This window comes from Streptomyces sp. NPDC002328 (genome assembly GCF_042890065.1).
Lineage (GTDB): Bacteria > Actinomycetota > Actinomycetes > Streptomycetales > Streptomycetaceae > Streptomyces.
Genome location: NZ_JBIARQ010000022.1, coordinates 19402 through 42796, shown reverse-complemented (window position 1 = coordinate 42796; position 23395 = coordinate 19402). Strand labels below are relative to the sequence as shown.

Below are 23395 nucleotides of genomic sequence, written 5' to 3'. Positions count from 1 at the left end.
CGTCAGGCAGCCGGGGCGACGAGCCGGTACCCGACGCCGCGTACGGTCTCGATCAGCGCGGGCATGCGCAGCTTGGCGCGCAGTGAGGCGACGTGCACCTCAAGGGTGCGCCCGGTCCCCTCCCAGCTGGTGCGCCACACCTCGCTGATGATCTGCTCCCGGCGGAAGACGACGCCGGGGCGCTGGGCGAGCAGCGCGAGCAGGTCGAACTCCTTGCGGGTCAGCTGGATCACCGAACCGTCGACGGTGACGCGTCGGGTGGGCAGCTCGATGTGGACGGAGCCGAGGCGCAGTTCGTTCTCGCCGACGGCGGCCGGGTCCTCGTGGACGGTGCGCCGGCTGACGGCGTGGATACGGGCGAGCAGCTCGCCGGTGTCGTACGGCTTGACCACGTAGTCGTCGGCGCCCAGGTTGAGGCCGTGGATGCGGGAGCGCACGTCGGAGCGGGCGGTCACCATGATCACCGGGGTGGCGGTGCGCTTGCGGATCTTGCCGCAGACCTCGTAGCCGTCCTGGTCGGGCAGGCCCAGGTCGAGCAGGACGACCCCGAAGCCGGGGCCTTCCGGGACGAGCGCCTGGAGCGCCTCTTCACCGCTGCGCGCGTGGGTGACGTCGAACCCGTGCCGCTTGAGGACCGCCGACAGGGCGGCTGCGACATGGTTGTCGTCCTCGACGAGCAGCAGTCTCATCCCGGCCTCCTTCGGTTCATCGGGCGTACGATCTGATTCTGTAGAAAGTCGTACGAACAAGGCGTACGGTTCCGGCGCGCCCGAAGGGGCGTCTCACACGCGTGTGCACGATGGCAGTCACGCTGATGGACGAGGACGCCGTCAAGTGGGTTCCGGTTGCGTGGGGCTTTAGTTATCCGCCCGATACGCGCCCAGGTCACAAGTGCTACGACACGTGTCCGATTGCTATCGGATCGTGATGCTCAGATTCCCCTCAGATGTAATGACGCTGGTCGTGGGTGGTTACTACTGTCCTCCGAAACCGAGGAGGACGGAGCCTTAGAGCGATGACCGAAGTATCGGTGGCCAAGGAAGACGCGGCCGCGCCCGGCGAACTGGTCGTCCTGAAGAGCGTCAACAAGCACTTCGGCGCGTTGCACGTTCTCCAGGACATCGATCTCACGATCGAGCGCGGAGAGGTCGTCGTGGTCATCGGACCCTCCGGGTCCGGGAAGTCCACCCTGTGCCGCACCATCAACCGCCTGGAGACGATCGACGCGGGGACGATCACGATCGACGGGAAGCCGCTGCCCCAGGAGGGCAAGGAGCTGGCCCGGCTGCGCGCCGACGTCGGCATGGTCTTCCAGTCGTTCAACCTGTTCGCGCACAAGACCGTGTTGCAGAACGTGATGCTGGGCCAGATCAAGGTCCGCAAGACGGACAAGAGCAAGGCCGAGGAGAGGGCCCGCGAGCTCCTCGACCGGGTCGGCGTGGGCACCCAGGCCGACAAGTACCCCGCCCAGCTCTCCGGCGGCCAGCAGCAGCGCGTCGCCATCGCGCGGGCCCTGGCCATGAACCCGAAGGTGATGCTCTTCGACGAGCCGACCTCGGCGCTCGACCCGGAGATGATCAACGAGGTGCTGGAGGTCATGCAGCAGCTCGCCCGGGACGGCATGACCATGATCGTCGTCACCCATGAGATGGGTTTCGCGCGATCGGCAGCGAACCGTGTGGTGTTCATGGCGGACGGCCGGATCGTCGAAGAGGCCACGCCCGACCAGTTCTTCAGCAACCCGCGCAGCGACCGTGCCAAGGACTTCCTGTCGAAGATCCTGCACCACTGACGACGCCCCGGCGACGACCGCGTCCCGGTCCGCGCCAACCGCCTTTCGACGGCCTCGACGGCCCGCATTCCTTCATCCACTCGAAGGCATCATCCAAAGGAAGTTCACCATGAAGCTTCGCAAGGTCACCGCCGCCTCGGCCGCCGTTCTCGCCCTCGCCCTGAGCGCCACCGCGTGCGGCGGCGACGACAAGGACTCGGGCAGCGGCTCCGGCGGCGACAAGGTCAAGGTCGGCATCAAGTACGACCAGCCCGGCATCGGCCTGAAGGAGCCGGACGGTTCCTTCTCCGGCTTCGACATCGACGTGGCCACCTACGTGGCGAAAGAGCTCGGCTACGAGCCGAACCAGATCGAGTTCGTCGAGACCAAGAGCGCCGACCGTGAGAACGCGCTCGCCCGCGGCGACGTGAAGTTCATCGTGGCCTCGTACTCGATCAACGACAAGCGCAAGGCCAAGGTCGACTTCGCCGGCCCGTACCTGCTGGCCCACCAGGACCTGCTCGTCAAGGCCGACTCCACGATCGCCAAGGGTGCGGACCTCAACGGCAAGAACCTGTGTTCGGTGGCCGGCTCGACCTCGGCGACGAACCTCCGGGACAAGATCGCCCCCAAGGCCAACCTGCGGACGAACTCCGGCTACTCCGAGTGCATCGCCGCCCTCCAGAGCGGCGCGGTCGACGCGGTGACCACCGACGACTCGATCCTCGCGGGCTACGCCGCGCAGGACAAGTACAAGGGCAAGTTCAAACTGGTGGGCGAGCAGCTCAGCAACGAGAACTACGGCATCGGCGTCAAGAAGGGCGACAAGGCCACCGTCGACAAGATCAACACCGCGCTGGAGAAGATGGTCAGCGACGGCTCCTGGAAGAAGGCGGTCGACGCGAACTTCGGCCCGGCCAACTACAAGAACGAGCCGGCTCCGAAGATCGGCGTGATCGTCAAGTAACCCGGCACCCGCCGCCACTGGAATCCCGCGCCCGACGTGGGGTTCCGCGGGCGGGCCGCCCGCCGTCGCGATCACGGCGGGCGGCCCGTCACGCCCTCCACGTACGCCACACACCCGGAAGCGCGGGAGATCGTGTTCGACTTTCTTGAAGGCTACGACGTCCTCGCGGCGTTCTGGATGACGATCAAACTGACCGTCTTCTCCGCCGTCGGCTCCCTGGTCTGGGGCACCCTGCTGGCCGCGATGCGCGTCAGCCCCGTGCCGCTGATGCGCGGATTCGGCACCGCCTACGTCCACATCGTCCGGAACATCCCTCTGACGGTCATCATCGTCTTCACCTCGCTCGGCCTCGCCGACATCTTCGGTATGACGATGGGCGCGTCCGACGACTTCGCGCTCCAGGGCTTCCGGCTCGCGGTGCTCGGTCTGGTCGCCTACACCGCGGCCTTCGTCTGTGAGGCGATCCGCTCCGGCATCAACACCGTGCCCCTCGGCCAGGCCGAGGCGGCGCGCGCGATCGGGCTGGGCTTCAGCCAGACGCTGCTGCTCATCGTGCTGCCGCAGGCGTTCCGCGCGGTTATCGGGCCGCTCGCCAACGTCCTGATCGCCCTGACCAAGAACACCACCGTGGCCGCCGCGATCAGCGTGGCCGAAGCGGCCTACCTGATGAAGGAAATGATCGAGAACGAGGCCCAGACGGTGGCCATCGGCGCGGTCTTCGCCTTCGGTTTCGTGGTCCTGACCCTTCCCACCGGCCTGCTGCTCGGCTGGCTCGGCAAGCGACTGGCGGTGAAGCGATGAGTTCCGTCCTGTACGACTCCCCCGGCCCCCGGGCCAAACAGCGCAACATCCTCCTCTCGGTCCTCTTCGTCGTCCTCCTCGCGCTGGGCCTGTGGTGGGTCTGGCAGAAGATGGACGACAAGCAGCAGCTCGAATGGGCCCTGTGGGAGCCGTTCACCACCTCCGAGGCATGGACCACCTACCTGCTGCCGGGCCTCGGCGACACCCTGAAGGCCGCGGCGCTGGCCATGGTCATCGCCCTCCCGCTGGGCGCCTTCCTCGGCATCTCCCGGATGTCCGACCACCGCTGGGTGAGCGTCCCGGCCGGTGCGGTGGTCGAGTTCTTCCGCGCCATCCCGGTGCTGTTGCTGATGCTGTTCGCCTACGAGTTCTACGTCCGCTCCACGGACGTCAGCAGCGAGGACCGACCGCTCTACGCGGTCGTCACCGGCCTGGTGCTCTACAACGCCTCGGTGCTCGCCGAGGTCGTCCGGGCCGGCATCCTCGCCCTGCCCCGGGGCCAGACGGAGGCCGCGTACGCGATCGGTCTGCGCAAGGGCCAGACGATGACCAGCATCCTGCTGCCGCAGGCCGTCACCGCGATGCTGCCGGCCATCGTCAGCCAGCTGGTGGTCATCGTGAAGGACACCGCGCTGGGCGGCGTGATGCTCGGCTTCACCGAGCTGCTCAACGCGCGCAGCACGCTGGCCGCCAACTACGCCAACGTGGTCCCCAGCTTCATCGTGGTCGCGATCATCTTCATCGTGCTGAACTTCCTCCTGACCTCCTTCGCCTCGTGGCTGGAGGGACGACTGCGGCGCAGCAAGCGCGGCACGGGCGCGGTGCTGGCGCCGGACGACGTCGAGGACAACCCGGCCGCGATCCCCGGCTCCATGGGGACGGGCGCGGGCGGCGCGATCTGACGCCGGCTCACACGGTGTGACCTGTACGGAGGCAGTGGCGTGCGCGCCACTGCCTCCGTCGCTTGACGCGGGAACCGGCAATAGGTTGCATACGTTCTGTGATCGTGCACCCTGCTCCTACCTCTTGTTCACTTACGTCCCCGAGGACTCCGTCGCAGGCAGGGGGCGTCGCGCCGTGGACCCGGTGATCATCGTCGGCGCGGGGCCCGTGGGGCTCACGCTGGCCCTGGCGCTGGCGCGTCAGGAGGTGCCGTCGATCGTCCTGGACGAGGGCCCGGGCAAGGACGAACCGCGGCTGGCGCGCACCGTCGTCCTGCGCGAGGACACCACCGCCCTGGTCGAGCGGCTCACCGGGACGTCCCTGGAGGAGGCCGGCGTCCACTGGGCCGGATGGCGGGCGATGCGGCGCAAGCAGGTGACGCGCGAGATCACCTTCGACGACGCCGAACCGGCTCCCCTGCACCTCGCCCAGCACGTGCTGACGGGCGCCCTGCGCACGGCCCTCGCGGGCGAACGGCTGGTGCGGATCGCCGTGGACAGCCGGCTGGACACGGTCGAGCAGGAGCCCTCCGGAGTCACCGCCCACACCCGCGGCCCCAAGGGCACGTGGTGGCGCGGCAGTTACCTCGTCGGCTGCGACGGCCCGCGCTCCACGGTCCGCAAGCTCCAGGACATCCGCTTCCCCGGGCGTACGGCGGTGGAGCGACACGCCGTGGCCGCGCTGCGCACGGAACTTCCGTGGACCGACGAGGCGTTGCTCCATCGGATGCCGCCGTGGCGGACGTCGGGCCCCTCGGCCGGGGAGGTCACCGGCCGTCCGCTGCCGGACGGCGTCTGGCGTCTGGACTGGCTGCTGCCGCCCGGCAAGGACCTCGTCACGCCCGAGCTGCTGGTGGCCCGGGTCCGCGAGACCCTCGCGGGCTGGAGCGGCGAAGCGTCCCCGGCGTACGAACTGCTCGACACCGGTGTGCACACGGTCCACCACCGGCTGGCCCGGCGCTGGCGGGCCGGTCGGGTCTTCCTCGCCGGGGACGCCGCGCGGCTGCTCGGCGCGCTCGGCACACAGGGCCTCGACGAGGGCCTCCGGGACGCCGACAACCTCGCCTGGAAGCTCGCGCTGGCCTGGCACCACGGGCCGCACGAGGCGCTGCTCGACAGCTACCAGACGGAGCGGCGCGCGGTCGTCGCCGCCCGGCTGCGCGCGGCCGACCAGGCGCTGCCGCTGCTGCGCGGCGGCGGTGGCATAAGGGCGTACGTCCCGGGCGCCGCGCGCGGCCACGACGTACTGCTCACGGAAGGCCACCTCGGGCGCGGCCCGCTGGGCGCGCCGGGCGCGTACGCCGGCTCACCGCTCGCGCCCCGGCACCTGGAGGCCGAGGCCCCGGTGGACACGCCGTTGGGCTCGCCCGTGGAGGACGTACGCGTCACCGCGGAGGACGGCTCGTTCGTCCGGCTGCGGGACCGGCTCGGACGCGGCTCCCTGCTCGTCGTGCTGATCGCGCCGGGCACGGGCGTCTGGGAGCGCAAGCACTGGGTGAGCGCGGGCGTCATGCCCCGGCTCGCCGCCGCGGTGACGGCGCTGCCGGCACCGGCCGAGCTGCTGGTGGCCGAGAGCTACCCGGGCGCGGCCGCGCACACCGTGCTGCTGGTCCGGCCCGACGGCCATCTGGTCACCGCGCTCAGCGGGGTCCGCCCCGCCGATCTGTACGCGGCGGCGGAGGCGGCGGTGGGCGGGGCGGCCGGGGCCGAGACGGGGGCGGGGGCGGAAGCGGGAGCCACGGCGGGGGCTGGGGCGGGGGCCGGAGCCGGGGCGGGGCGGGCGTGAAGTGAACGCGCGGTCCGCCGGCTGCGGTCTGCGGTCCACATCGTGACAGTGAGTTGACCGGTGTGCACCGGCATGGTGTACTCCGAATCGTGACCGACACCTATGTGCGCCTGTGGCGGAGGGTCCATATGGACCTCGTCCGCTATGCGGGCTGCGTGTGTCGTCCGTCCTGCTGACTTCGCATCCCTTCCTCCACCGGCGTGCGCTGCCGGAGCGCTCTCGCGCTGCCGCGCGCCGCCCGCGAACGCTCTCAGGACGGTACCCGTGTCTGGCTCCCTGTCTGCCCGCCTGCCCGCTTCTCCGCCTCCCGCCACGTCGCCTTCCGCATCGCCTTCCCCGTCACCCTCCGTGTCCGCCGAAGGCGTCGCGCCGACGCAGGCGGATCTCCTCGACTTCGTCCGCCGGACGGCCGCCGACGCCGAGCTGATCGCCTCGCTCCCCCTCGACCCCGAGGGCCGCACCTGGGTACGCCTGGAGGGGCCCGGCGGCAGCGAGGCCTGGCTGATCGGCTGGCCGCCCGGCTCCGGCACCGGCTGGCACGACCACGCGGACTCGGTGGGCGCCTTCCTCACCGCCAGCGGCGAACTCCAGGAGTACTCGCTCGCCGTGCGGCTGCCCACCGACGGCTGGCAGAGCCTGGAGCTGACGGACGGCGTGGACCGCGAACGCCGGCTCACCGCCGGCCAGGGCCGCGCCTTCGGACGCCACCACGTCCACGAGGTCCTCAACGCCTCCGCCGACGAGCACGCGATCTCCGTGCACGCCTACTACCCGCCGCTCCCCCGCATCCGCCGCTACAGCCGGACGGGCCAGGTCCTGCATCTGGAGCAGGTCGAGCGCCCGGAGGACTGGCAGTGAGCACGCCGGGCTGACGGCCGCCGGGCGTGGACGAGTTGCAGGAGACAGGGCGGGCGCTGCCGGTCACGTCGTAGGCGTCGTGATGCGGCACGCCCGGCCTGGGGGACTCGGCGGCGGGCAGTTCAGCGGCCGTGTCCGCGCTGTCCCGTGCTCCTCGGTGATCAGGCGGACCGACGGACGGGCACCGGCTGACCGGCGGACCGGGAGACCGGCGTTAGAACTCCCCGCCCTCCCCCAGGAACTCCGTGTCCTCCCCCTCCTCCTCCAGCGCCTGGCGGACCACACGCAGGGCCATGCCCTGGGAGTAGCCCTTGCGCGCGAGCATCCCGGCCAGGCGGCGGAGCCGTTTGTCGCGGTCGAGGCCGCGGGTGGCCCGCAGCTTGCGGTCGACCAGTTCGCGCGCGGTCGTCTCCTCCTGCTCGGAGTCGAGCTGGGCGACGGCCTCGTCGATCAGCGTCGGCTCGACGCCCTTGGTGCGCAGTTCCTGCGCGAGCGCCCGGCGGGCGAGCCCCCGGCCATGATGGCGGGACTCCACCCAGGCCTCCGCAAAGGCGCCGTCGTCGATCAGTCCGACGTCCTCGAACCGCGAGAGCACCTCCTCGGCCACGTCGTCCGGGATCTCCCGCTTGCGCAGGGCGTCGGCGAGTTGCTTCCGCGTGCGCGGGGTCCCGGTGAGCAGGCGCAGGCAGACAGCCCGTGCCCGCTCAGCCGGGTCCCCTGAAGACGCCTCCCGCTCGGCCCTCGACGAGGAGGAGGCGCCTTCGTCCTCGGCGGACGGTTCCCCGAAGCCGCGGCGACGGCGCCCCCGCCCGCCGCGCGACCGTGGACCGTCCTCGCCGCCGCCCCCCGCTCGGCGGCCGTCGGCGGCGAACCGTCCCTCGCCGCCCCCGCCCCCCGGCTCCTCGCCCGCCCCGGGTGGGGCGTGCGGGCCGGGGTGGGCGTCGTACTCGGCCCAGTCCGTTCGTCGTGTCACGGATCAGCTCTTGGCAGCCGCGGCCTTGGTCTTGGCGGCCTTGGCGGCGGGAGCGGGAACCGTCTTGGCGGCGTCGTCCGCCGCCGCCCCCGTGGCGGCCGAGGCGTCCGCGCCCGGCTCGGCGGCGGGCTCCTCCGGGCGCACGCCGACGCCCAGCTTCTCCTTGATCTTCCTCTCGATCTCGTTGGCGAGGTCGGGGTTGTCCTTCAGGAAATTGCGGGCGTTCTCCTTGCCCTGGCCGAGCTGGTCGCCCTCGTACGTGTACCAGGCGCCGGCCTTGCGGACGAAGCCGTGCTCCACGCCCATGTCGATCAGACCGCCCTCACGGCTGATGCCCTGGCCGTAGAGGATGTCGAACTCGGCCTGCTTGAAGGGCGGCGCGACCTTGTTCTTGACGACCTTGCAGCGGGTGCGGTTGCCGACCGCCTCGGTGCCGTCCTTCAGGGTTTCGATGCGGCGGATGTCGATGCGCACCGAGGCGTAGAACTTCAGGGCCCGGCCACCGGTCGTGGTCTCCGGGGAGCCGAACATGACGCCGATCTTCTCGCGGAGCTGGTTGATGAAGATGGCGGTGGTCTTGGACTGGTTGAGCGCGCTGGTGATCTTCCGGAGGGCCTGGCTCATGAGGCGGGCCTGAAGACCGACGTGGCTGTCGCCCATCTCTCCCTCGATCTCCGCGCGCGGGACGAGCGCGGCGACGGAGTCGATGACGATGAGGTCGAGGGCGCCGGAGCGGACCAGCATGTCCACGATCTCCAGGGCCTGCTCGCCGTTGTCGGGCTGGGAGAGGATGAGGTTGTCGATGTCGACGCCGAGCTTCTTCGCGTACTCGGGGTCGAGGGCGTGCTCCGCGTCCACGAAGGCGACCTGGCCGCCGGCCTTCTGGGCGTTGGCCACCGCGTGCAGGGTCAGCGTGGTCTTGCCGGAGGACTCCGGCCCGTAGATCTCCACGACACGGCCGCGCGGCAGGCCGCCGACGCCGAGAGCCACGTCGAGGGCGGTCGACCCGGTCGAGATGACCTCGATGGGCTCCATCGACCGCTCGCCCATGCGCATGACCGCGCCCTTGCCGAATTGCCGTTCAATCTGTGCGAGTGCGGCTTCGAGAGCCTTCTCGCGGTCGGTTCCTGCCATGGGTTCCACCCGGTTTGCTTGAGTCGATCGCTTCACGTCAAAGACGCTAACGCCTGCCACTGACAATGCGCCCCGACGCTGGTCCAGCCTGTGGATAACTCGGGCACTCACCCGATCAAAACGGGACGAAATACCCGCCGAGAGCCTCGCCGGAGCTTCCATAAGAATAGATGTTCGATTTTCGTGTCAAGCGCACCACGCGGCACTCGCGAGCCTTCACCCACACCCGGACAGCGCCGCTCCCGGCCTTGCCGCAGCCACAGGGGTCGGCCTCCGGCCCGGCGACATCCGGCCGGTCTTGTGCAGCCCCCGCCCTGCCCTGCCCTGCCATGCCCAGCAGTCAGCCGGACCGCTGCCCCGGCCCCGCCGCACGCTCCGTCGCCTTGGCCCACACCCGCCGCACCCGTGTGAACGGGCCCGGCCCCTCGCCCCGTCTGCGGTGCCCGTGGACACGGGGGTCGTCCGTCACGTCGTACCGCTTCACGTACGCGCCCAGGAACGCCTGGAGCGTGGCGACCGCCGGGATGGAGATCAGCGCGCCGACCGCGCCGAGGAGCGCGGTGCCGGCGACGACCGAGCCGAAGGCGACGGCCGGGTGGATGTCGACGGTCTTCGACGTCAGCTTGGGCTGGAGCATGTAGTTCTCGAACTGCTGGTAGACCACGACGAAGATCAGCACCCACAGCGCGTACCAGGGGTCGACCGTGAAGGCGATCAGCATGGGCAGCGCGCCCGCGAGATACGTGCCGATGGTCGGGATGAACTGCGAGACCACGCCCACCCACACCGCGAGCACGGGCGCGTACGGGATGCCGAGGAACTGGAAGAGTATGTAGTGCGCGGCGCCGGAGATCAGCGCCATCAGCCCGCGCGAGTACAGGTATCCGCCGGTCTTGTCGACGGCGATCTCCCACGCGCGCAGTACCTCGGCCTGCCGGGCCGGCGGCAGCACCGAGCACAGGGCGCGCCGCAGTCGGGGCCCGTCGGCCGCGAAGTAGAACGAGAACAGCGCGACCGTCAGCAGCTGGAAGAGACCGCCGAGGACCTGGGTGGAGACGTCCAGGACGCCGGCGGCGCTGTTCTGGGCGTATCTCCTCAGCCAGTCGGAGTGGAGCAGGCCCTCCTGGATGTCCACGCGTCGCAGCTCGGTGTGGAACGTGGTGTTGACCCAGTTGATCACGGAATCGAGGTACTGGGGGAAGTCCTCGATCATCTTGATGATCTGTCCGGCGAGCATCGAGCCGAGCAGGGTGAAGAAGCCCGCGAACGCGATCAGCAGACCGATGAAGACCACGAAGGTGGCGATACCCCTGCGCACGCCGCGGGCGGCCATGCGGCTCACCGCGGGTTCGACGGCCAGGGCCAGGAAGAACGCGATGAGGATGTTGGTCAGCAGGCCGATGAGCTGATGGAAGGCCCAAGTGCCCAGCTGGAACAGGCCGAAGAGGGCGAGCGCGAGCACCATAGCGCGCGGGAGCCAGCGCGGCATGCGCGCGCCGGGGGCGGTGTCGGTGCCGGGCGGAGGCCCGGTGGGCGGCGTCGTGCCCGACGGGGTCGCGGGTGGGGCGACCTGCCCTGTCTCTTCAGTGGGTGCCACGGCTCAAGTCTCGCCCACGGCACCGACAATCGGAGACCCCGGTGCGATCTTCATAACGGATCGGCGCGGATCGGCGCGGATCAGCGGTTCTCCCGCGGAACGTTCATCACCGTGCACACCACGCGCCACACGTCCTTGGCGTCCCAGCCGGCCGCCAGCGCCTCGTGCACGGTACGCCCGCCGAGCTCCGTCATCACGTGATCACGCGCGAAGGTGTCGGCGTACCCCGCCCCGAAGTGCTCGTCCATCCGCTGCCAGAAGACCGTCAACCTCATGATATGCAGCGTAAAGCCAGGATCGGCGTGCCCGAGCCGGCGGGCGAGGGAGACGACAGACGACCACGGCCCCCGCCGCCCTTCACGTCCGCGCCTCCAAGAACGTCAAGGTCACCCCGAGGCCAGCTGCTCCGCTATCTCCGCGATCCAAGCGGAGGTCTTCGCCGGGTCGTTGAGGGTCTCGGCCCATGCGTCCGGCTCCAGCTTGTGCTGGGCGGGGCCGGATTTGAGGGCGATGAGCAGGGCCCTGGCGGACTCCCGCATCTCGGCCGTGGTTTTCCCGGAGATGTCGGGGCCCGCCGCCAGGGCGTAGATCTCGCGCGCCATGGCCTGGCGTTCGCCCTTCGACACCTTCTTCCAGAACGTCAACGCGTGCTTCAGCGACTCCTTGCGGGAGGCGGCCTCCGCCGGGGTCTCGCCCGGCAGCGCCCAGCGCTCGGGGTGGTGGACCTCTTCGTAGCGCTTCGTGGCGGCGCGGAGCGCCTTGTACATGGTGACGCCGAGGACGAGACCGGCCCCGGCCCCGGCGAGGCCCCATCCGACCGGGTTGCTCGCCAGCCCGGCTGTTCCCGCCGCGACCGCCGTCACGACGCCGGCTGCGGCCTTGACGGACTCGCCCGCGCCGCCGGCCGTCTCCTTGCCGATCTTGGTGAGCTGCTTCTTCTTCGCGTACTGCTGCACCTTGCTCAGCTTTTCCACGTCGTTCTCGGCGCGCTGGAGGTTCTCGGCGGCGTCACGGGCTTCACCCATCGCCTCCCAGGCGGCGTCGATGGCCTCGGAAACGAGCTCCAGCCGTCCCGGGCCGTCGTCCTTCCAGTAGGAGTCGAGCGCGACGTAGGCCTCTGCCGCGGCCCAGTCGGCCTGCTCCTTCGACTCGTTCAGCCGTGCCAGTGCCCCCGCGTGGACGAGGTGGGGATCTCCCAGCTGTTTGACCTGCTTGTACTTGCTGGCCGCTCCCCCGATGCGGAAGGCGGACCGCATGCCCTTGATCGCGCCGATGGAAGCGCTGGCGATACCGCTCGCCTCGGAGGCCACCGCGGCGTCCGCCGCCTTCTGGATCTTGGTCACCTCCTTGGCGATGGCGGCGCTGTAGCTTCCCGAACTGGCGGCGCCGACGACCGCGTCGGCCCCCTTGGTCTTGGCCTTCTTCTTCGCCGTGTGGTGGTCGGCCCCGGTCTCGTGCTTCTGGGCGCCCTTCATGTTCTTGTACGCGTCCATGCCACTGACCACGGTGCCGGCGGCCTCCGTGAGGAGGTTGCCCGACGCCGCGGAGGTCCCCGAGGCGGCGGCGGAGTGCTTGAGGCCCTCGTTGGCCGCGACGGCGGCCTGCTGGGTGAAGGCCGCGTTGGTGGGGGTCTGGAAGCCCTTGATGAAGGTGTCGATGGGTTCGAGATTCTTCTTGAACCTGTCGAGGAGCGCGGCGATCCGGTCGCGGTAGTTCTTCTTCGTCGCTCCGGGGGACGCGTCGCCGTTCGCCGCCTCAGTGCCTCTCTCGGTGTCCCGGGCGCGCTGCACCGCCGCGGTCGTGGCCCGGTTGCCGGCGCGGGACTGCATCTCCAGGAGGGCGCGCTCCGGCGAGCGTGCGGACGTACTCCCGGTCCGGCTCCCTCCCTCACGGTGCCGGGCCGACATCAGGACGGCTGCGGACTGCCGTGTCGAGGTGCGGTGGATCGGCGTGCTCATGGATGTACCTCTCCTGTACCGGACCGGGCGCGGCGAAGGTAGCCAGACCTGGCCAACAGGAGGGGTACGGCGGGGAAATTCCCCACGGACGCTGTCGGGCGCGTGTGGTGGATTCGACCGGTCGCCGCTTCCAGGGGCGATCAGTAGAAGCGGCGGACGAAGACGTCCGACTTGCCGTTGGTGTCGCCGGGCACGATGTCGTCGGCCGTGGACTGGAAGACCACGTCGCGCCCACCGGCGCTGACCGCGTCGGTCCCGGCCGAGGCGGGCTGGTCCGAGACGACCTGGTCGGTGCCCGTCTCCAGGTCGCGCAGCGCGAGCGACGGTCCGGTCGTGTCGTGCGGGGCGTACAGCAGATAGCGGCCGGTGGGATCGATGGCCACGCCTCGTACGTTCGGCACCGGTTGGTCGGTGCCCGAGCTCACGTCGTGGACGTAGGTGTCGGAGCCCGAGAGGTAGACGACCTTGCTGCCGTCCTCGCTGAGCTGGACGAGAGTCGCCGCCTTGGACGGGCCCTCGATCGGGTCGGATGTGGTGCCGTCGGTCCGGTCCCACACGAAGACGTCCTCCGTCTTGCCGTTCTGGTAGGCGACATAGCGGCCGTCACCGCTGATGGACGGCCAGGACGGGAGGGCGTGGTCGAAGGTGGCGATGGCCTTCTTGGTGTTGTAGTCGTCATAGTCCAGAACCTCGATGGTCTGCCTGGACGACTGCGGCTTGAAGTAGCGTTCGACGAGGGCGATGTAGCGGCCGTCCGCGCTCAGCGACGGCTGGTTGCAGCTGTACCAGCAGTTGGCGGAGATCTCGGATGTCGTCCCCACCTGAACCTGGCTGATCCGATTGTTGCGGAACCACACGTGCGGATAGGCGAGATATTCCCCGTCCCCGCTGATCGCCGGGGGCTGGAGTGGGCTGTGGTACCCCATCCGCTTGGTCTGCCTCGTCCGCTGGTCGCGGAGGAACACGCTGTCGCCTGCCGTCGTGTCGCCGGGTATCAGGTTCTTCGCCGACGACATGAAGACGATACGGCTGCCGTCGGTCGTGATCGAGGCGCCGGCGGAGTCGTCGTCGGCCTGGGTGCCGTCGGCCGCGACACTGACGATCTCGACACCGGCACCGCCGTCACCCGCGATGCCCGCGGACTCGGCGGAGGCCGCTCCGTGTGGCACCACCGTGACCGCACAGACCGCGACCGCCGCGGTCAGGCCGGCCCGCACACGTCTGGTGGTACTCCAGCTCGCGTTTCCCCTCATCTTCCCCCCAGGACACGGTCTCTCCTCCAGTTCCCCACCGAAGGCTCACCAGCATGCAACCGTGATGGCGCTGTGGGGTCAAGGCGTCACATGGCGTATTGACAGGCGTGGTTTCGGCCGTGCCGGAAGACCGTCAACCGCATGACGCCGGTGTCCCGCGCCCGGGGGTGGCGCTGGCCGGGACCGCCTGTTGAGAGCGTTTCGCGGCCTACGGTCGACCCATGGACGAAACCGGAGCATCCCCACTCCCCACGACGCCTTCGGCGCGCTCCCCGCTCTCGCGCGCCGAGCAATTCGTCTGGCTCACCGCGCGCGTGCTCGAACAGCGCCTCTTCGCGTACCACTTCCTCCACGGCGGCGCCGATCCCGTCGAGACCGCGCTCGACGCCTACCGCAATGAGGACGGCGGATACGGCCACGCGCTCGAACCCGATCTGCGCGGCCCCGTCAGCCAGCCCCTGCACACCGCGCGGGCGCTGCGCGTCCTCGACCGCCTCGGGCGCTGCGGCGGTCAGCGCGTGGAACGGGTGTGCCGCTACCTCACCGCCGTGTCCACCCCCGACGGAGCCCTGCCGGCGGTCCACCCCGGCCAACGCGGCTATCCGGCCGCGCCCTTCGTCCCGATCGTGGACGACCCGCCCAGCGAACTCCTGGCCACCGGGCCGGTGGTCGGTCTGCTGCACCGCAACGAGGTGTGGCACGCCTGGCTCTTCAGAGCCACGGACTTCTGCTGGCAGGCGGTGGACTCCCTGAAGACGTCCCACCCCTACGAGATCGAGGCGGCCGTGGCCTTCCTGGACTCCGCCCCCGACCGCCCGCGCGCGGAGGCCGCCGCCGACCGGCTGGGCCGCCTGGTGCGCGAGCAGCGGCTCGCCGTGCTGGACCCGGACCGCCTGGACGCGTACCCGGTCGCGCCCGGCTACGCCCCCGGCGAGCGCCACTTCCCCCACGACTTCGCCCGGACCCCGGGCTCCCTCGCGCGCGCGTGGTTCACGGACGACGAGATGGCCCGCTCCCTGGGCTTCCTCGCCGCAGATCAACGGGAGGACGGCGGCTGGCCGATCCGCTGGCGCGAGTGGGCGCCCGGCACCGCCCTTGAGGCACGCCCCATGGTGACGATCGAGGCTCTGCTCACCCTGAGGGCCTACGGCCGCACGATCGGCTGACGTCACGCGGCACGGCGTCCCCGCGCGCGGCCACCCACCGCCACCCACCGCCGCCCGCCGCCGTCGGCCGCCTCACCCTCCCAGGGCCCGCACCCCCGCCGTCACCAGCACGGCCGCCGCCACGACGAGCAGGAAGGGCGCGCGCAGGACGAGTGCCACGGCGGCCGCGGCGAGGCCCGCCGCCCTCGCGTCGAGCACGAGCGCGTGCCCGTCCGCGAACGTCTGCTGTGCCGTGAGGGCGGCGAGGAGGGCGACCGGCAGCAGGGCGGCGAGCCGCCGGACCAGGGGCCGTTCGAGGACGCCCGCGGGGACGAGCAGCCCGGCGAGCTTGACGGCGTAGCAGGCGACGGCGGTCACGCCGATGGCGATCCAGACGTTCACCGCTCTCCCTCCTGCCCCTGCGAGGCCTCCCGCCCCTGCGAGGCCTCCCGCCGCTGCGACGCCTGCTGCCCCTGCGAGGCCTCCCGCCGCTGCGACGCCTGCTGCCCCTGCGCCCCCTCCAGCCCCCGCGCCGCGTCGCCGCGCCTCCGAGCACCGCGGCGGCCCTCGGCCCAGAGAGCGACCGGGGCGGCCAGCGCGGCCACCAGGACGGGCACTCCGGCGGGCAGGACGGGCAGCAGGCCGAGCCCCAGCAGGACCGCGAGGCCGGCGACGAACCGCTCGGTGGCGGTCGTCAGCATGGGCGCGAGCAGCGCCAGGAAGACGGCGGGCCCGGCCGCGTCGAGCCCCCACGCGTCCGTGTCGCCGATGGCCTCGGCGCCCAGCGCGCCCAGCAGCGTCGTGAGGTTCCACAGCACGTAGAGGGTGAGCCCGGTGACGGCGAACCCGATCCGCGCGCCGCGCCGGTCGCGCTGCGCCAGCGAGACGGCGGTCGTCTCGTCGATCACCCACTGGGCGGCGAACGGGCGCACCGCGCGCGGGAGGGCCAGCAACTGCGACAGGCGCAGGCCGTAGAAGGCGTTGCGCACTCCCAGGAAGAAGGCGCCCGCGGCGGCCGTGAGGGGATTGCCGCCGGCCGCCAGCGCCCCGACCAGCGCGAACTGGGACGCGCCGGTGAACACCAGCAGACTGAGCGCACAGGTCTGCCACACCGTGAGCCCGCTGCCCGCCGAGGTCACTCCGAAGGCGAACCCGGAGAGTCCGACGGCGATCCCGACGCCGAGGGCGTCCCGTACGACGGCGGCGTCCGGCTTGCCTCCTCCGTCGGTCCGTATGTCTGCGCGTGCTGTCTGTTCTGCCACACGTCGGACGGTAGGAGCAGCCGCCGCCGCGCGTCTTGTACGTTCTTGCGCTCCCGCCGGTACGCGCCCGGAGGCACGCCGACGATCCGCGCGAAGTGGCGGTTGAGGTGGGGCTGGTCGGTGAAGCCGACCGCGACGGCCGCCTCGGCGGGCGGTGTGCCGGCGTCCAGCAGCCGTCGCGCCCGGCGGACGCGGGCGTCGGTGAGCCAGGTGTGCGGCGGCATCCCGTAGGCGTCGCGGAAGGCCCGCAGCAGGGCGAAGGGGCCGGTGCCGAGGTCCTGCGCCAGCCGCTCCAGGGTGGGCGGATCGGTCATCCGCTCCTCCAACACGGCACGCGCGCGTGCGGCGATCCGCTCCCCGGCCGTGCGCACCGCCCGCTGGGGCGCCGGTCCGCCGTTGAGCCGCAGCAGCCGCGTCACGGCCACCCGCAGCAGTGTGTCGGCGGCGAGCGCGTTGCCCTCGTCGGCGGCCCGCAGGATCCGGTACACCAGGGCGACGGCGTACGGGTCGTCGAGCACCGGGCTCACGAACCCCGGCGCGCCCTTCAGCATCGTCGTCTCCGCCGCGATCGCGGCCACCACCTCGGGCGACGGGTACACAGCTCCGTACCGCCAGCCCTCGGGCACGCCGGCCCGCCCGGTGTGCGGGGTGTCCGGGTTGACCAGCGCGAGCGCGCCGGCTCCGGCGTACTGGTCGGTCCCCCGGTGGTCGAACACCTCGACCCCGTCGGCGATGGCGGCGATGACGAAGTGCTCGTGGGTGTGCCGGACGAACGTTTTGCGGACGTAACGGGCACGGAGCAGATCGACGTCCGGCAACTCCGCGTACTGCCAGTGCCGCGCCATCTCACGGGAACCCGCCATGCCCCCATTCTCCGTGACGTGACGCGACGCTACGCGACACGCCGTCAGAGCCGTGGCCGCCCCAGACCCAGCCGCCGCCGGAGCCGCAGGTCAGCGCCATTGTCAGTGCCCGGGTGCAGGATGGACGCATGGTCAGCGACGCACACCGAGCCATGGACGGCTTCTCCCCCGCGACCCGCGGTTGGTTCACGGGGGCGTTCTCCGCGCCCACCGCGGCCCAGGCGGGCGCGTGGCAGGCCATCCGTGAGGGCTCGGACGTGCTGGTGGTGGCCCCGACCGGGTCCGGCAAGACCCTGGCCGCGTTCCTCGCCGCCCTGGACCAGCTGGCCTCGACGCCCCCGCCGGCCGACCCGAAGAAGCGCTGCCGGGTCCTGTACGTCTCCCCCCTCAAGGCCCTCGCGGTCGACGTCGAACGCAACCTGCGCAGCCCCCTGACCGGCATCCGCCAGGAATCCGTCCGCCTGGGCCTGCCCGAGCCCGAGGTCAGGGTCGGCATCCGCTCCGGGGATACCCCAGCCGCCGAGCGCCGCGCGCTCTCCACGCGCCCGCCGGACATCCTGATCACCACTCCGGAGTCCCTGTTCCTGATGCTGACGTCGGCCACGCGCGACGCGCTGACCGGCATCGAGACGGTGATCCTGGACGAGGTCCACGCCGTGGCCGGCACCAAGCGCGGCGCGCATCTCGCCCTCTCCCTGGAGCGCCTCGACGAGCTCCTGCCCGCGCCGGCCCGCCGGATCGGCCTCTCGGCGACGGTCCGCCCGGTCGACGAGGTGGCCCGCTACCTCTCCCCGCGCCGCAAGGTGGAGATCGTCCAGCCGAAGTCGGGCAAGGAGTTCGACCTGTCCGTGGTGGTCCCCGTCGAGGACCTGGGCGAGCTGGGCGGCTCCCCGGTCGCCGAGGGCTCCGAGGGCGCGGAACGCCCGTCGATCTGGCCGCACGTCGAGGAGCGCATCGCCGACCTCGTCCAGGCGCACCGCTCCACGATCGTGTTCGCGAACTCCCGCCGGCTCGCCGAGCGGCTGTGCAACCGTCTCAACGAGATCGCCTACGAGCGGGCCACCGGCGAACCGCTCGACGAACACCACGCCCCCGCCGAGCTGATGGGCGGCTCGGGCGCGGCGCAGGGCGCGCCGTCCGTCATCGCGCGCGCCCACCACGGCTCGGTGTCCAAGGAGCAGCGCGCGCTCGTCGAGGAGGACCTCAAGGCGGGCCGGCTGCCCGCCGTGGTCGCCACCTCCAGCCTGGAGCTGGGCATCGACATGGGCGCCGTCGACCTGGTCGTCCAGGTGGAGTCCCCGCCCTCCGTGGCCTCCGGGCTGCAACGCGTGGGCCGCGCGGGACACCAGGTCGGGGCCGTCTCGACCGGCGTGGTCTTCCCCAAGTACCGCGGCGACCTGGTCCAGGCGGCCGTCGTCACCGAGCGGATGCGCACGGGCTCCATCGAGTCCCTCAGGGTCCCGGCGAACCCGCTGGACGTGCTCGCCCAGCAGCTCGTCGCGATGACCTCGCTGGACACCTGGCAGTTCGACGACCTGCTCGCCCTCGTGCGCCGGGCCGCGCCCTTCGCCTCCCTCCCCGAGTCCGCGTTCACGGCGGTCCTGGACATGCTCGCCGGGCGCTACCCGTCCGACGCGTTCGCGGAGCTGCGCCCGCGCGTGGTGTGGGACCGGGTCGCCGGCACGGTCACCGGCCGCCCGGGCGCCCAGCGGCTGGCCGTGACCTCCGGCGGCACCATCCCCGACCGGGGCCTGTTCGGAGTGTTCCTGGCCGGCGCCGACCCCAAGAAGGGCGGCGGGCGCGTCGGGGAGCTCGACGAGGAGATGGTCTACGAGTCCCGCGTGGGCGATGTGTTCACGCTGGGCACGAGCTCCTGGCGCATCGAGGACATCACCCGCGACCGCGTCCTGGTCTCCCCCGCGCCCGGCGTCCCGGGCCGGCTGCCGTTCTGGAAGGGCGACCAGCTGGGCCGCCCGCTGGAACTGGGCCGCGCGGTGGGCGCGTTCCTGCGCGAGGTCGGTTCCCTGCCCGCGGACGACGCCCGGCTCCGCCTGCTCACCGCCGGCCTGGACGCCTGGGCTGCCGACAACGTGCTCTCCTACCTCGACGAACAGCGCCAGGCCTGCGGCCATGTGCCCGACGACCGGACGATCGTCGTGGAACGCTTCCGCGACGAACTCGGCGACTGGCGCGTCGTCGTGCACTCCCCGTTCGGCGCCCAGGTGCACGCCCCCTGGGCGCTCGCGCTCGGCGCCAAGCTCTCCGAGCGCTACGGCATGGACGCCCAGGTGATGCACGCCGACGACGGCATCGTGCTGCGCCTGCCCGACGCCGACCTGATGGGCCTGGACCTGCTCGACCAGGAGCCCGCGCGGGCCGGCGCCGAGTACGACGCCGAGCAGGCGCCCGTCGGCGCGGCGGACGTCGTCTTCGACAAGGGCGAGGTCGACCAGATCGTCACCGACCAGGTCGGCGGCTCCGCGCTGTTCGCGGCCCGGTTCCGCGAGTGCGCCGCCCGCGCGCTGCTGCTGCCGCGCCGCAACCCGGGCAAGCGCACGCCGCTGTGGCAGCAGCGGCAGCGCGCCGCCCAACTGCTCCAGGTGGCGAGCGAGTTCGGCTCGTTCCCGATCGTCCTGGAGGCCGTCCGCGAGTGCCTCCAGGACGTCTTCGACGTCCCCGGACTCGTGGAGCTGATGGGCGACCTGGAGTCCCGCAAGGTGCGCCTGGTCGAGGTCACCACCCAGGAGCCGTCCCCGTTCGCCCGCTCCCTCCTCTTCGGCTACGTCGCCCAGTTCCTCTACGAAGGCGACTCCCCGCTCGCCGAGCGCCGTGCCGCCGCGCTGTCCCTCGACTCGCGTCTGCTGGCCGAGCTGCTGGGCCAGGCGGAGCTGCGGGAACTGCTCGACGCCGAGGTCCTCACCGAGCTGGAGCGGGAGCTTCAGTGGCTCACCGAGGACCGCCGCGTGAAGGACGCCGAGGGCGTCGCGGACATCCTGCGCCTGCTCGGCCCGCTCACCGGCGCCGAGCTGGCCGAGCGCGGCGCCGAGCCCTCCTGGGCGGAGGAGCTGGCCTCCGCCCGCCGGGTGATCAGGGTCCGTGTCGCCGGCGCCGACCACTGGGCGACGATCGAGGACGCGGGCCGGCTGCGCGACGCGCTGGGCACGGCCCTGCCGGTCGGCGTCCCCGAGGCCTTCACCGAACCCGTGAAGGACCCGCTGGGCGACCTCCTCGCCCGCTACGCGCGCACGCACGGCCCGTTCACCTCCGCCACGGCCGCGGCCCGCTTCGGCCTGGGCGTGGCGGTCACCGAGGGCGCGCTCCAGCGGCTCGCGGCGGGCGGGCGCGTCGTCCAGGGCGAGTTCCATCCGGCCGGCATCGGCCAGGAGTGGTGCGACGCGACCGTCCTGCGCAGGCTGCGCCGCCGCTCCCTGGCCGCGCTGCGGCACGAGCTGGAACCGGTCCCGCCCCCCGCCTTCGCCCAGTTCCTGCCCCAGTGGCAGCACATCGGCAAGGGCCATGCCCTGCGCGGCGTCGACGGCCTGGTGCGCGCGCTCGAACAGCTCCAGGGCGCGTCGGTCCCCGCGTCCGCCCTGGAGAGGCTCGTGCTGCCGTCCCGGGTGACGGACTACAACCCGGCGATGCTCGACGAGCTCACCGCCTCCGGCGAGGTGGTCTGGGCCGGGGCCGGAGCTCTGCCCGGCAAGGACGGCTGGGTCTCGCTGTATCTGACGGACGCGGCCCCGCTCCTCCTGCCCCCGCCTCACCCCCTGGAGCCGACCGCGCTGCACCGGTCCGTCCTGGACGCCCTCTCCGGCGGCTACGGCCTGTTCTTCCGGCAGATCGCCGACCAGGTCCGCGCCACCGGCCACCCCGAGGCCACCGACCCCCAACTCGCCGACGCCCTCTGGGATCTCGCCTGGTCCGGCCGTCTCACCAACGACACGCTCGCGCCGCTGCGCGCCCTCCTGGGCTCGGGCCGCACAGCCGGCTCCACGGCGCACCGCGCCAAGCGCGCCGTCCCGCGCGGACGCTACGGCTCGCTGACGGCCGCCGCCCGCGCCGCCTCCCGCAGCGGCCCTCCGACCGTCGCCGGCCGCTGGTCGCTCCTCCCCGCGCAGGAGGACGACCCCACGGTGCGCGCCCACGCCCTCGCCCGCACCCTCCTGGACCGGCACGGCGTGGTCACCCGGGGCGCGGTCGCCGCCGAGGGCGTCGAGGGCGGCTTCTCGGCGACGTACCGCATCCTGTCCGCCTTCGAGGAGAGCGGCCAGGCCCGGCGCGGTTACGTCGTCGAGGGCCTCGGCGCCGCGCAGTTCGCGATGGACGGCGCCGTGGACCGCGTCCGCGCGGTGGCCAACGCCCGCGACCGCGGCGAGACCCTGCCCGGCCCCGCCCGGGGGACCGTCACGCCCGGCGGTCCCGAGGGCACCCCCGGCGGTCCCGACGGTTCCGGCGACGCGTCCTCCGGCTCCGACTCCGGCTCCGGCTTCGACTTCGGCCTCGACGGCACGTCCTACGGAGACGACGGCACATCCGACGGCGGCTTCGTCTTCCCCGACGGCTCCCCGTCCGACGACCTCGGCTGGGAGCCCGGCGCCGGCGGCCCCCGGGGCGGCACCGGCTCCCCGTACGGCGCGCCGTACGCCTCGGGCGCTCCCCGCGCCCTCCCGCGCGCCTCCGGCTTCGCCGACCGCGGTCGCCGTGCGCCGTCGCCCGCCTCCCGCGCGGTGGTCCTCGCGGCGGCCGACCCCGCGAACGCGTACGGCGCCGCCCTGTCCTGGCCCGAGCCGCCGACCGACGCCGGGCACAAGCCGGGCCGCAAGGCGGGCTCCCTGGTGGTGCTCGTCGACGGCGAGCTGACCCTGTACATGGAGCGCGGCGGCAAGACCCTGCTGGCCTGGCCCGCCACCCCGGACGGCCAGGACTCCCCCGCCGACGACCCCCGCCTGCACGCGGCGGCGGAGGGACTGGCCCAGGCCGCCCGCGCGGGCTCCCTCGGCACGGTCACGGTGGAGCGCGTCAACGGCGCCTCAGCCCTGACCTCCCCCTTCGGCGGCCTCCTGGAGGCAGCGGGCTTCATCGCGACCCCCCGAGGCCTCCGGCTGCGAGCATGACAACCCACCCGACCGCCGACCCCGACCACCGCAGACACCCGCACCGGCACCGGCACCGGCACCGGCACCCCGACGGTCCCCCCACCCCCGTGCCACCCTTGACCCATGCCCGAAGGTGACACGGTCTGGCAGGCCGCGCGGCGACTGCACGACGCCCTCGCCGGCAAGGTGCTGACCCGCTCCGACCTGCGCGTGCCCAAGTTCGCCACCGCCGACCTCACCGGCCGCACCGTCCTGGACGTCACCCCGCGCGGCAAGCACCTCCTCACCCGCGTCGAAGGCGGCCTGACGCTCCACTCGCATCTGCGGATGGACGGCTCCTGGAAGGTGTACGCGAACGGCCGGCGCTGGACCGGCGGCCCCGGCCACCAGATCCGCGCGATCCTCGGCACGGAAGACCGCACGGCCGTCGGCTACCGCCTCCCCGTCCTCGAACTCCTGCGCACCGCCGACGAGGAACGAGCCGTGGGTCACCTCGGCCCCGACCTGCTGGGCCCCGACTGGAACCCCGAGCGCGCCCTCGCCAACCTCCTCGCGGACCCCGCCCGCCCCCTGGGCGAGGCCCTCCTCGACCAGCGCAACCTCGCCGGCATCGGCAACGTCTACAAGTGCGAGCTCTGCTTCCTCCTCGGCGTCAGCCCGTGGCTCCCCGTCGGCGCGCTCCCCGCCGACCGCGCCGCCAAGCTGCCCGCCCTCGCCAAGCAGCTCCTGGAGGCCAACCGCGACCGCCCCGTGCGCGCCACGACGGGCCGCCGCGGCCAGGACCTCTTCGTCTACGGCCGCGCGCCCCGCCCCTGCCTGCGCTGCGGGACGCCCGTCCGCGCCGCCAACCAGGGCGACGGCTCCCGCGAGCGCCCCACGTACTGGTGCCCCGCCTGCCAGCCGGGCCCCGCACCGGCCCCGGGCTCACCGGCCACGCGCCGCATCCGTCCCCGCACCGTCAATTGACGGACCGTCAGAAACTTTCGTACG

The 23395-nt window shown here is 72.2% G+C and carries 20 protein-coding genes; 10 read left to right on the top strand and 10 right to left on the bottom strand.

Annotation, left to right across the window (positions count from 1 at the left end; all coding sequences use genetic code 11):
• Window positions 1-2: 2 nt before the first annotated feature.
• The gene (locus ACFYX4_RS35480) at window positions 3-689 is read right to left on the bottom strand and encodes a response regulator transcription factor (RefSeq protein WP_389342508.1); all 687 of its coding nucleotides are present in this window, start codon (window positions 687-689) and stop codon (window positions 3-5) included.
• Between the two features lie 326 nt (window positions 690-1015).
• Between ACFYX4_RS35480 and ACFYX4_RS35475 the strand changes: the two genes are divergently transcribed.
• From ACFYX4_RS35475 to ACFYX4_RS35445, 7 genes are all read left to right on the top strand, one after another.
• A complete protein-coding gene (locus ACFYX4_RS35475; protein ID WP_389342505.1) occupies window positions 1016-1792 on the top strand; it encodes an amino acid ABC transporter ATP-binding protein in 777 nt (258 codons plus the stop codon).
• Between the two features lie 109 nt (window positions 1793-1901).
• Complete coding sequence (locus tag ACFYX4_RS35470; protein ID WP_389342502.1) at window positions 1902-2738, top strand: glutamate ABC transporter substrate-binding protein; 837 nt, start codon at window positions 1902-1904, stop codon at window positions 2736-2738.
• A gap of 132 nt (window positions 2739-2870) precedes the next feature.
• A complete protein-coding gene (locus ACFYX4_RS35465; RefSeq protein ID WP_389342498.1) occupies window positions 2871-3539 on the top strand; it encodes an amino acid ABC transporter permease in 669 nt (222 codons plus the stop codon).
• Window positions 3536-4441, top strand: a complete 906-nt coding sequence (locus ACFYX4_RS35460; RefSeq protein ID WP_389342495.1) for an amino acid ABC transporter permease — start codon at window positions 3536-3538, stop codon at window positions 4439-4441. The genes ACFYX4_RS35465 and ACFYX4_RS35460 overlap by 4 nt, the downstream gene beginning before the upstream one ends.
• 175 nt (window positions 4442-4616) lie before the next feature.
• Window positions 4617-6266, top strand: coding sequence for an FAD-dependent monooxygenase (locus tag ACFYX4_RS35455; RefSeq protein ID WP_389342492.1), 1650 nt, complete (start codon window positions 4617-4619; stop codon window positions 6264-6266).
• Between the two features lie 128 nt (window positions 6267-6394).
• On the top strand, window positions 6395-6442 hold the full coding sequence (locus ACFYX4_RS35450; RefSeq protein WP_309506048.1) for a hypothetical protein: 48 nt from the start codon (window positions 6395-6397) through the stop codon (window positions 6440-6442).
• Between the two features lie 172 nt (window positions 6443-6614).
• A complete protein-coding gene (locus ACFYX4_RS35445) occupies window positions 6615-7124 on the top strand; it encodes a cysteine dioxygenase (RefSeq protein ID WP_389342489.1) in 510 nt (169 codons plus the stop codon).
• Between the two features lie 214 nt (window positions 7125-7338).
• On the opposite strand, the gene recX is transcribed toward ACFYX4_RS35445, so the two are convergent.
• From recX to ACFYX4_RS35415, 6 genes are all read right to left on the bottom strand, one after another.
• Entirely contained in the window at window positions 7339-8097 is a 759-nt protein-coding gene (gene recX / locus ACFYX4_RS35440) for a recombination regulator RecX (protein WP_389342486.1), read from the bottom strand.
• Window positions 8098-8100: 3 nt separating this feature from the next.
• Entirely contained in the window at window positions 8101-9231 is a 1131-nt protein-coding gene (recA, locus tag ACFYX4_RS35435) for a recombinase RecA (protein ID WP_389342483.1), read from the bottom strand.
• Between the two features lie 340 nt (window positions 9232-9571).
• The gene (locus tag ACFYX4_RS35430) at window positions 9572-10828 is read right to left on the bottom strand and encodes an AI-2E family transporter (protein ID WP_389342480.1); all 1257 of its coding nucleotides are present in this window, start codon (window positions 10826-10828) and stop codon (window positions 9572-9574) included.
• An 80-nt stretch (window positions 10829-10908) separates the two neighbouring features.
• A complete protein-coding gene (locus ACFYX4_RS35425; RefSeq protein ID WP_389342477.1) occupies window positions 10909-11103 on the bottom strand; it encodes a DUF3046 domain-containing protein in 195 nt (64 codons plus the stop codon).
• A gap of 111 nt (window positions 11104-11214) precedes the next feature.
• The gene (locus ACFYX4_RS35420) at window positions 11215-12786 is read right to left on the bottom strand and encodes a hypothetical protein (RefSeq protein ID WP_389342474.1); all 1572 of its coding nucleotides are present in this window, start codon (window positions 12784-12786) and stop codon (window positions 11215-11217) included.
• Window positions 12787-12926: 140 nt separating this feature from the next.
• Window positions 12927-14003 (bottom strand): hypothetical protein, encoded by a 1077-nt coding sequence (locus ACFYX4_RS35415; protein ID WP_389342471.1) that lies wholly within the window; start codon window positions 14001-14003, stop codon window positions 12927-12929.
• A 257-nt stretch (window positions 14004-14260) separates the two neighbouring features.
• Between ACFYX4_RS35415 and ACFYX4_RS35410 the strand changes: the two genes are divergently transcribed.
• Complete coding sequence (locus ACFYX4_RS35410; protein ID WP_389342468.1) at window positions 14261-15205, top strand: hypothetical protein; 945 nt, start codon at window positions 14261-14263, stop codon at window positions 15203-15205.
• A gap of 72 nt (window positions 15206-15277) precedes the next feature.
• Here the strand turns inward: ACFYX4_RS35410 and ACFYX4_RS35405 are convergent, their stop codons facing one another.
• Genes ACFYX4_RS35405 through ACFYX4_RS35395 form a run of 3 tightly spaced genes read right to left on the bottom strand, consistent with a single transcriptional unit; the run spans window position 15278 to window position 17309 of the window.
• Window positions 15278-15586 carry an AzlD domain-containing protein gene (locus ACFYX4_RS35405; protein ID WP_389342465.1) on the bottom strand — a complete coding sequence of 103 codons (309 nt, stop codon included), beginning with the start codon at window positions 15584-15586 and terminating at the stop codon, window positions 15278-15280.
• On the bottom strand, window positions 15583-16419 hold the full coding sequence (locus ACFYX4_RS35400) for an AzlC family ABC transporter permease (RefSeq protein WP_389342656.1): 837 nt from the start codon (window positions 16417-16419) through the stop codon (window positions 15583-15585). The genes ACFYX4_RS35405 and ACFYX4_RS35400 overlap by 4 nt, the downstream gene beginning before the upstream one ends.
• Entirely contained in the window at window positions 16320-17309 is a 990-nt protein-coding gene (locus tag ACFYX4_RS35395; protein ID WP_389342462.1) for an AraC family transcriptional regulator, read from the bottom strand. Before ACFYX4_RS35395 ends, ACFYX4_RS35400 begins: the two co-directional genes overlap by 100 nt.
• A 128-nt stretch (window positions 17310-17437) precedes the next feature.
• On the opposite strand from ACFYX4_RS35395, the gene ACFYX4_RS35390 reads away from it, so the two are divergent.
• Together ACFYX4_RS35390 and ACFYX4_RS35385 are read left to right on the top strand one after the other, a co-directional pair.
• The gene (locus tag ACFYX4_RS35390) at window positions 17438-22423 is read left to right on the top strand and encodes an ATP-dependent helicase (RefSeq protein ID WP_389342459.1); all 4986 of its coding nucleotides are present in this window, start codon (window positions 17438-17440) and stop codon (window positions 22421-22423) included.
• A gap of 105 nt (window positions 22424-22528) precedes the next feature.
• On the top strand, window positions 22529-23371 hold the full coding sequence (locus ACFYX4_RS35385; RefSeq protein ID WP_389342456.1) for an Fpg/Nei family DNA glycosylase: 843 nt from the start codon (window positions 22529-22531) through the stop codon (window positions 23369-23371).
• The last annotated feature ends 24 nt before the right edge of the window (window positions 23372-23395 follow it).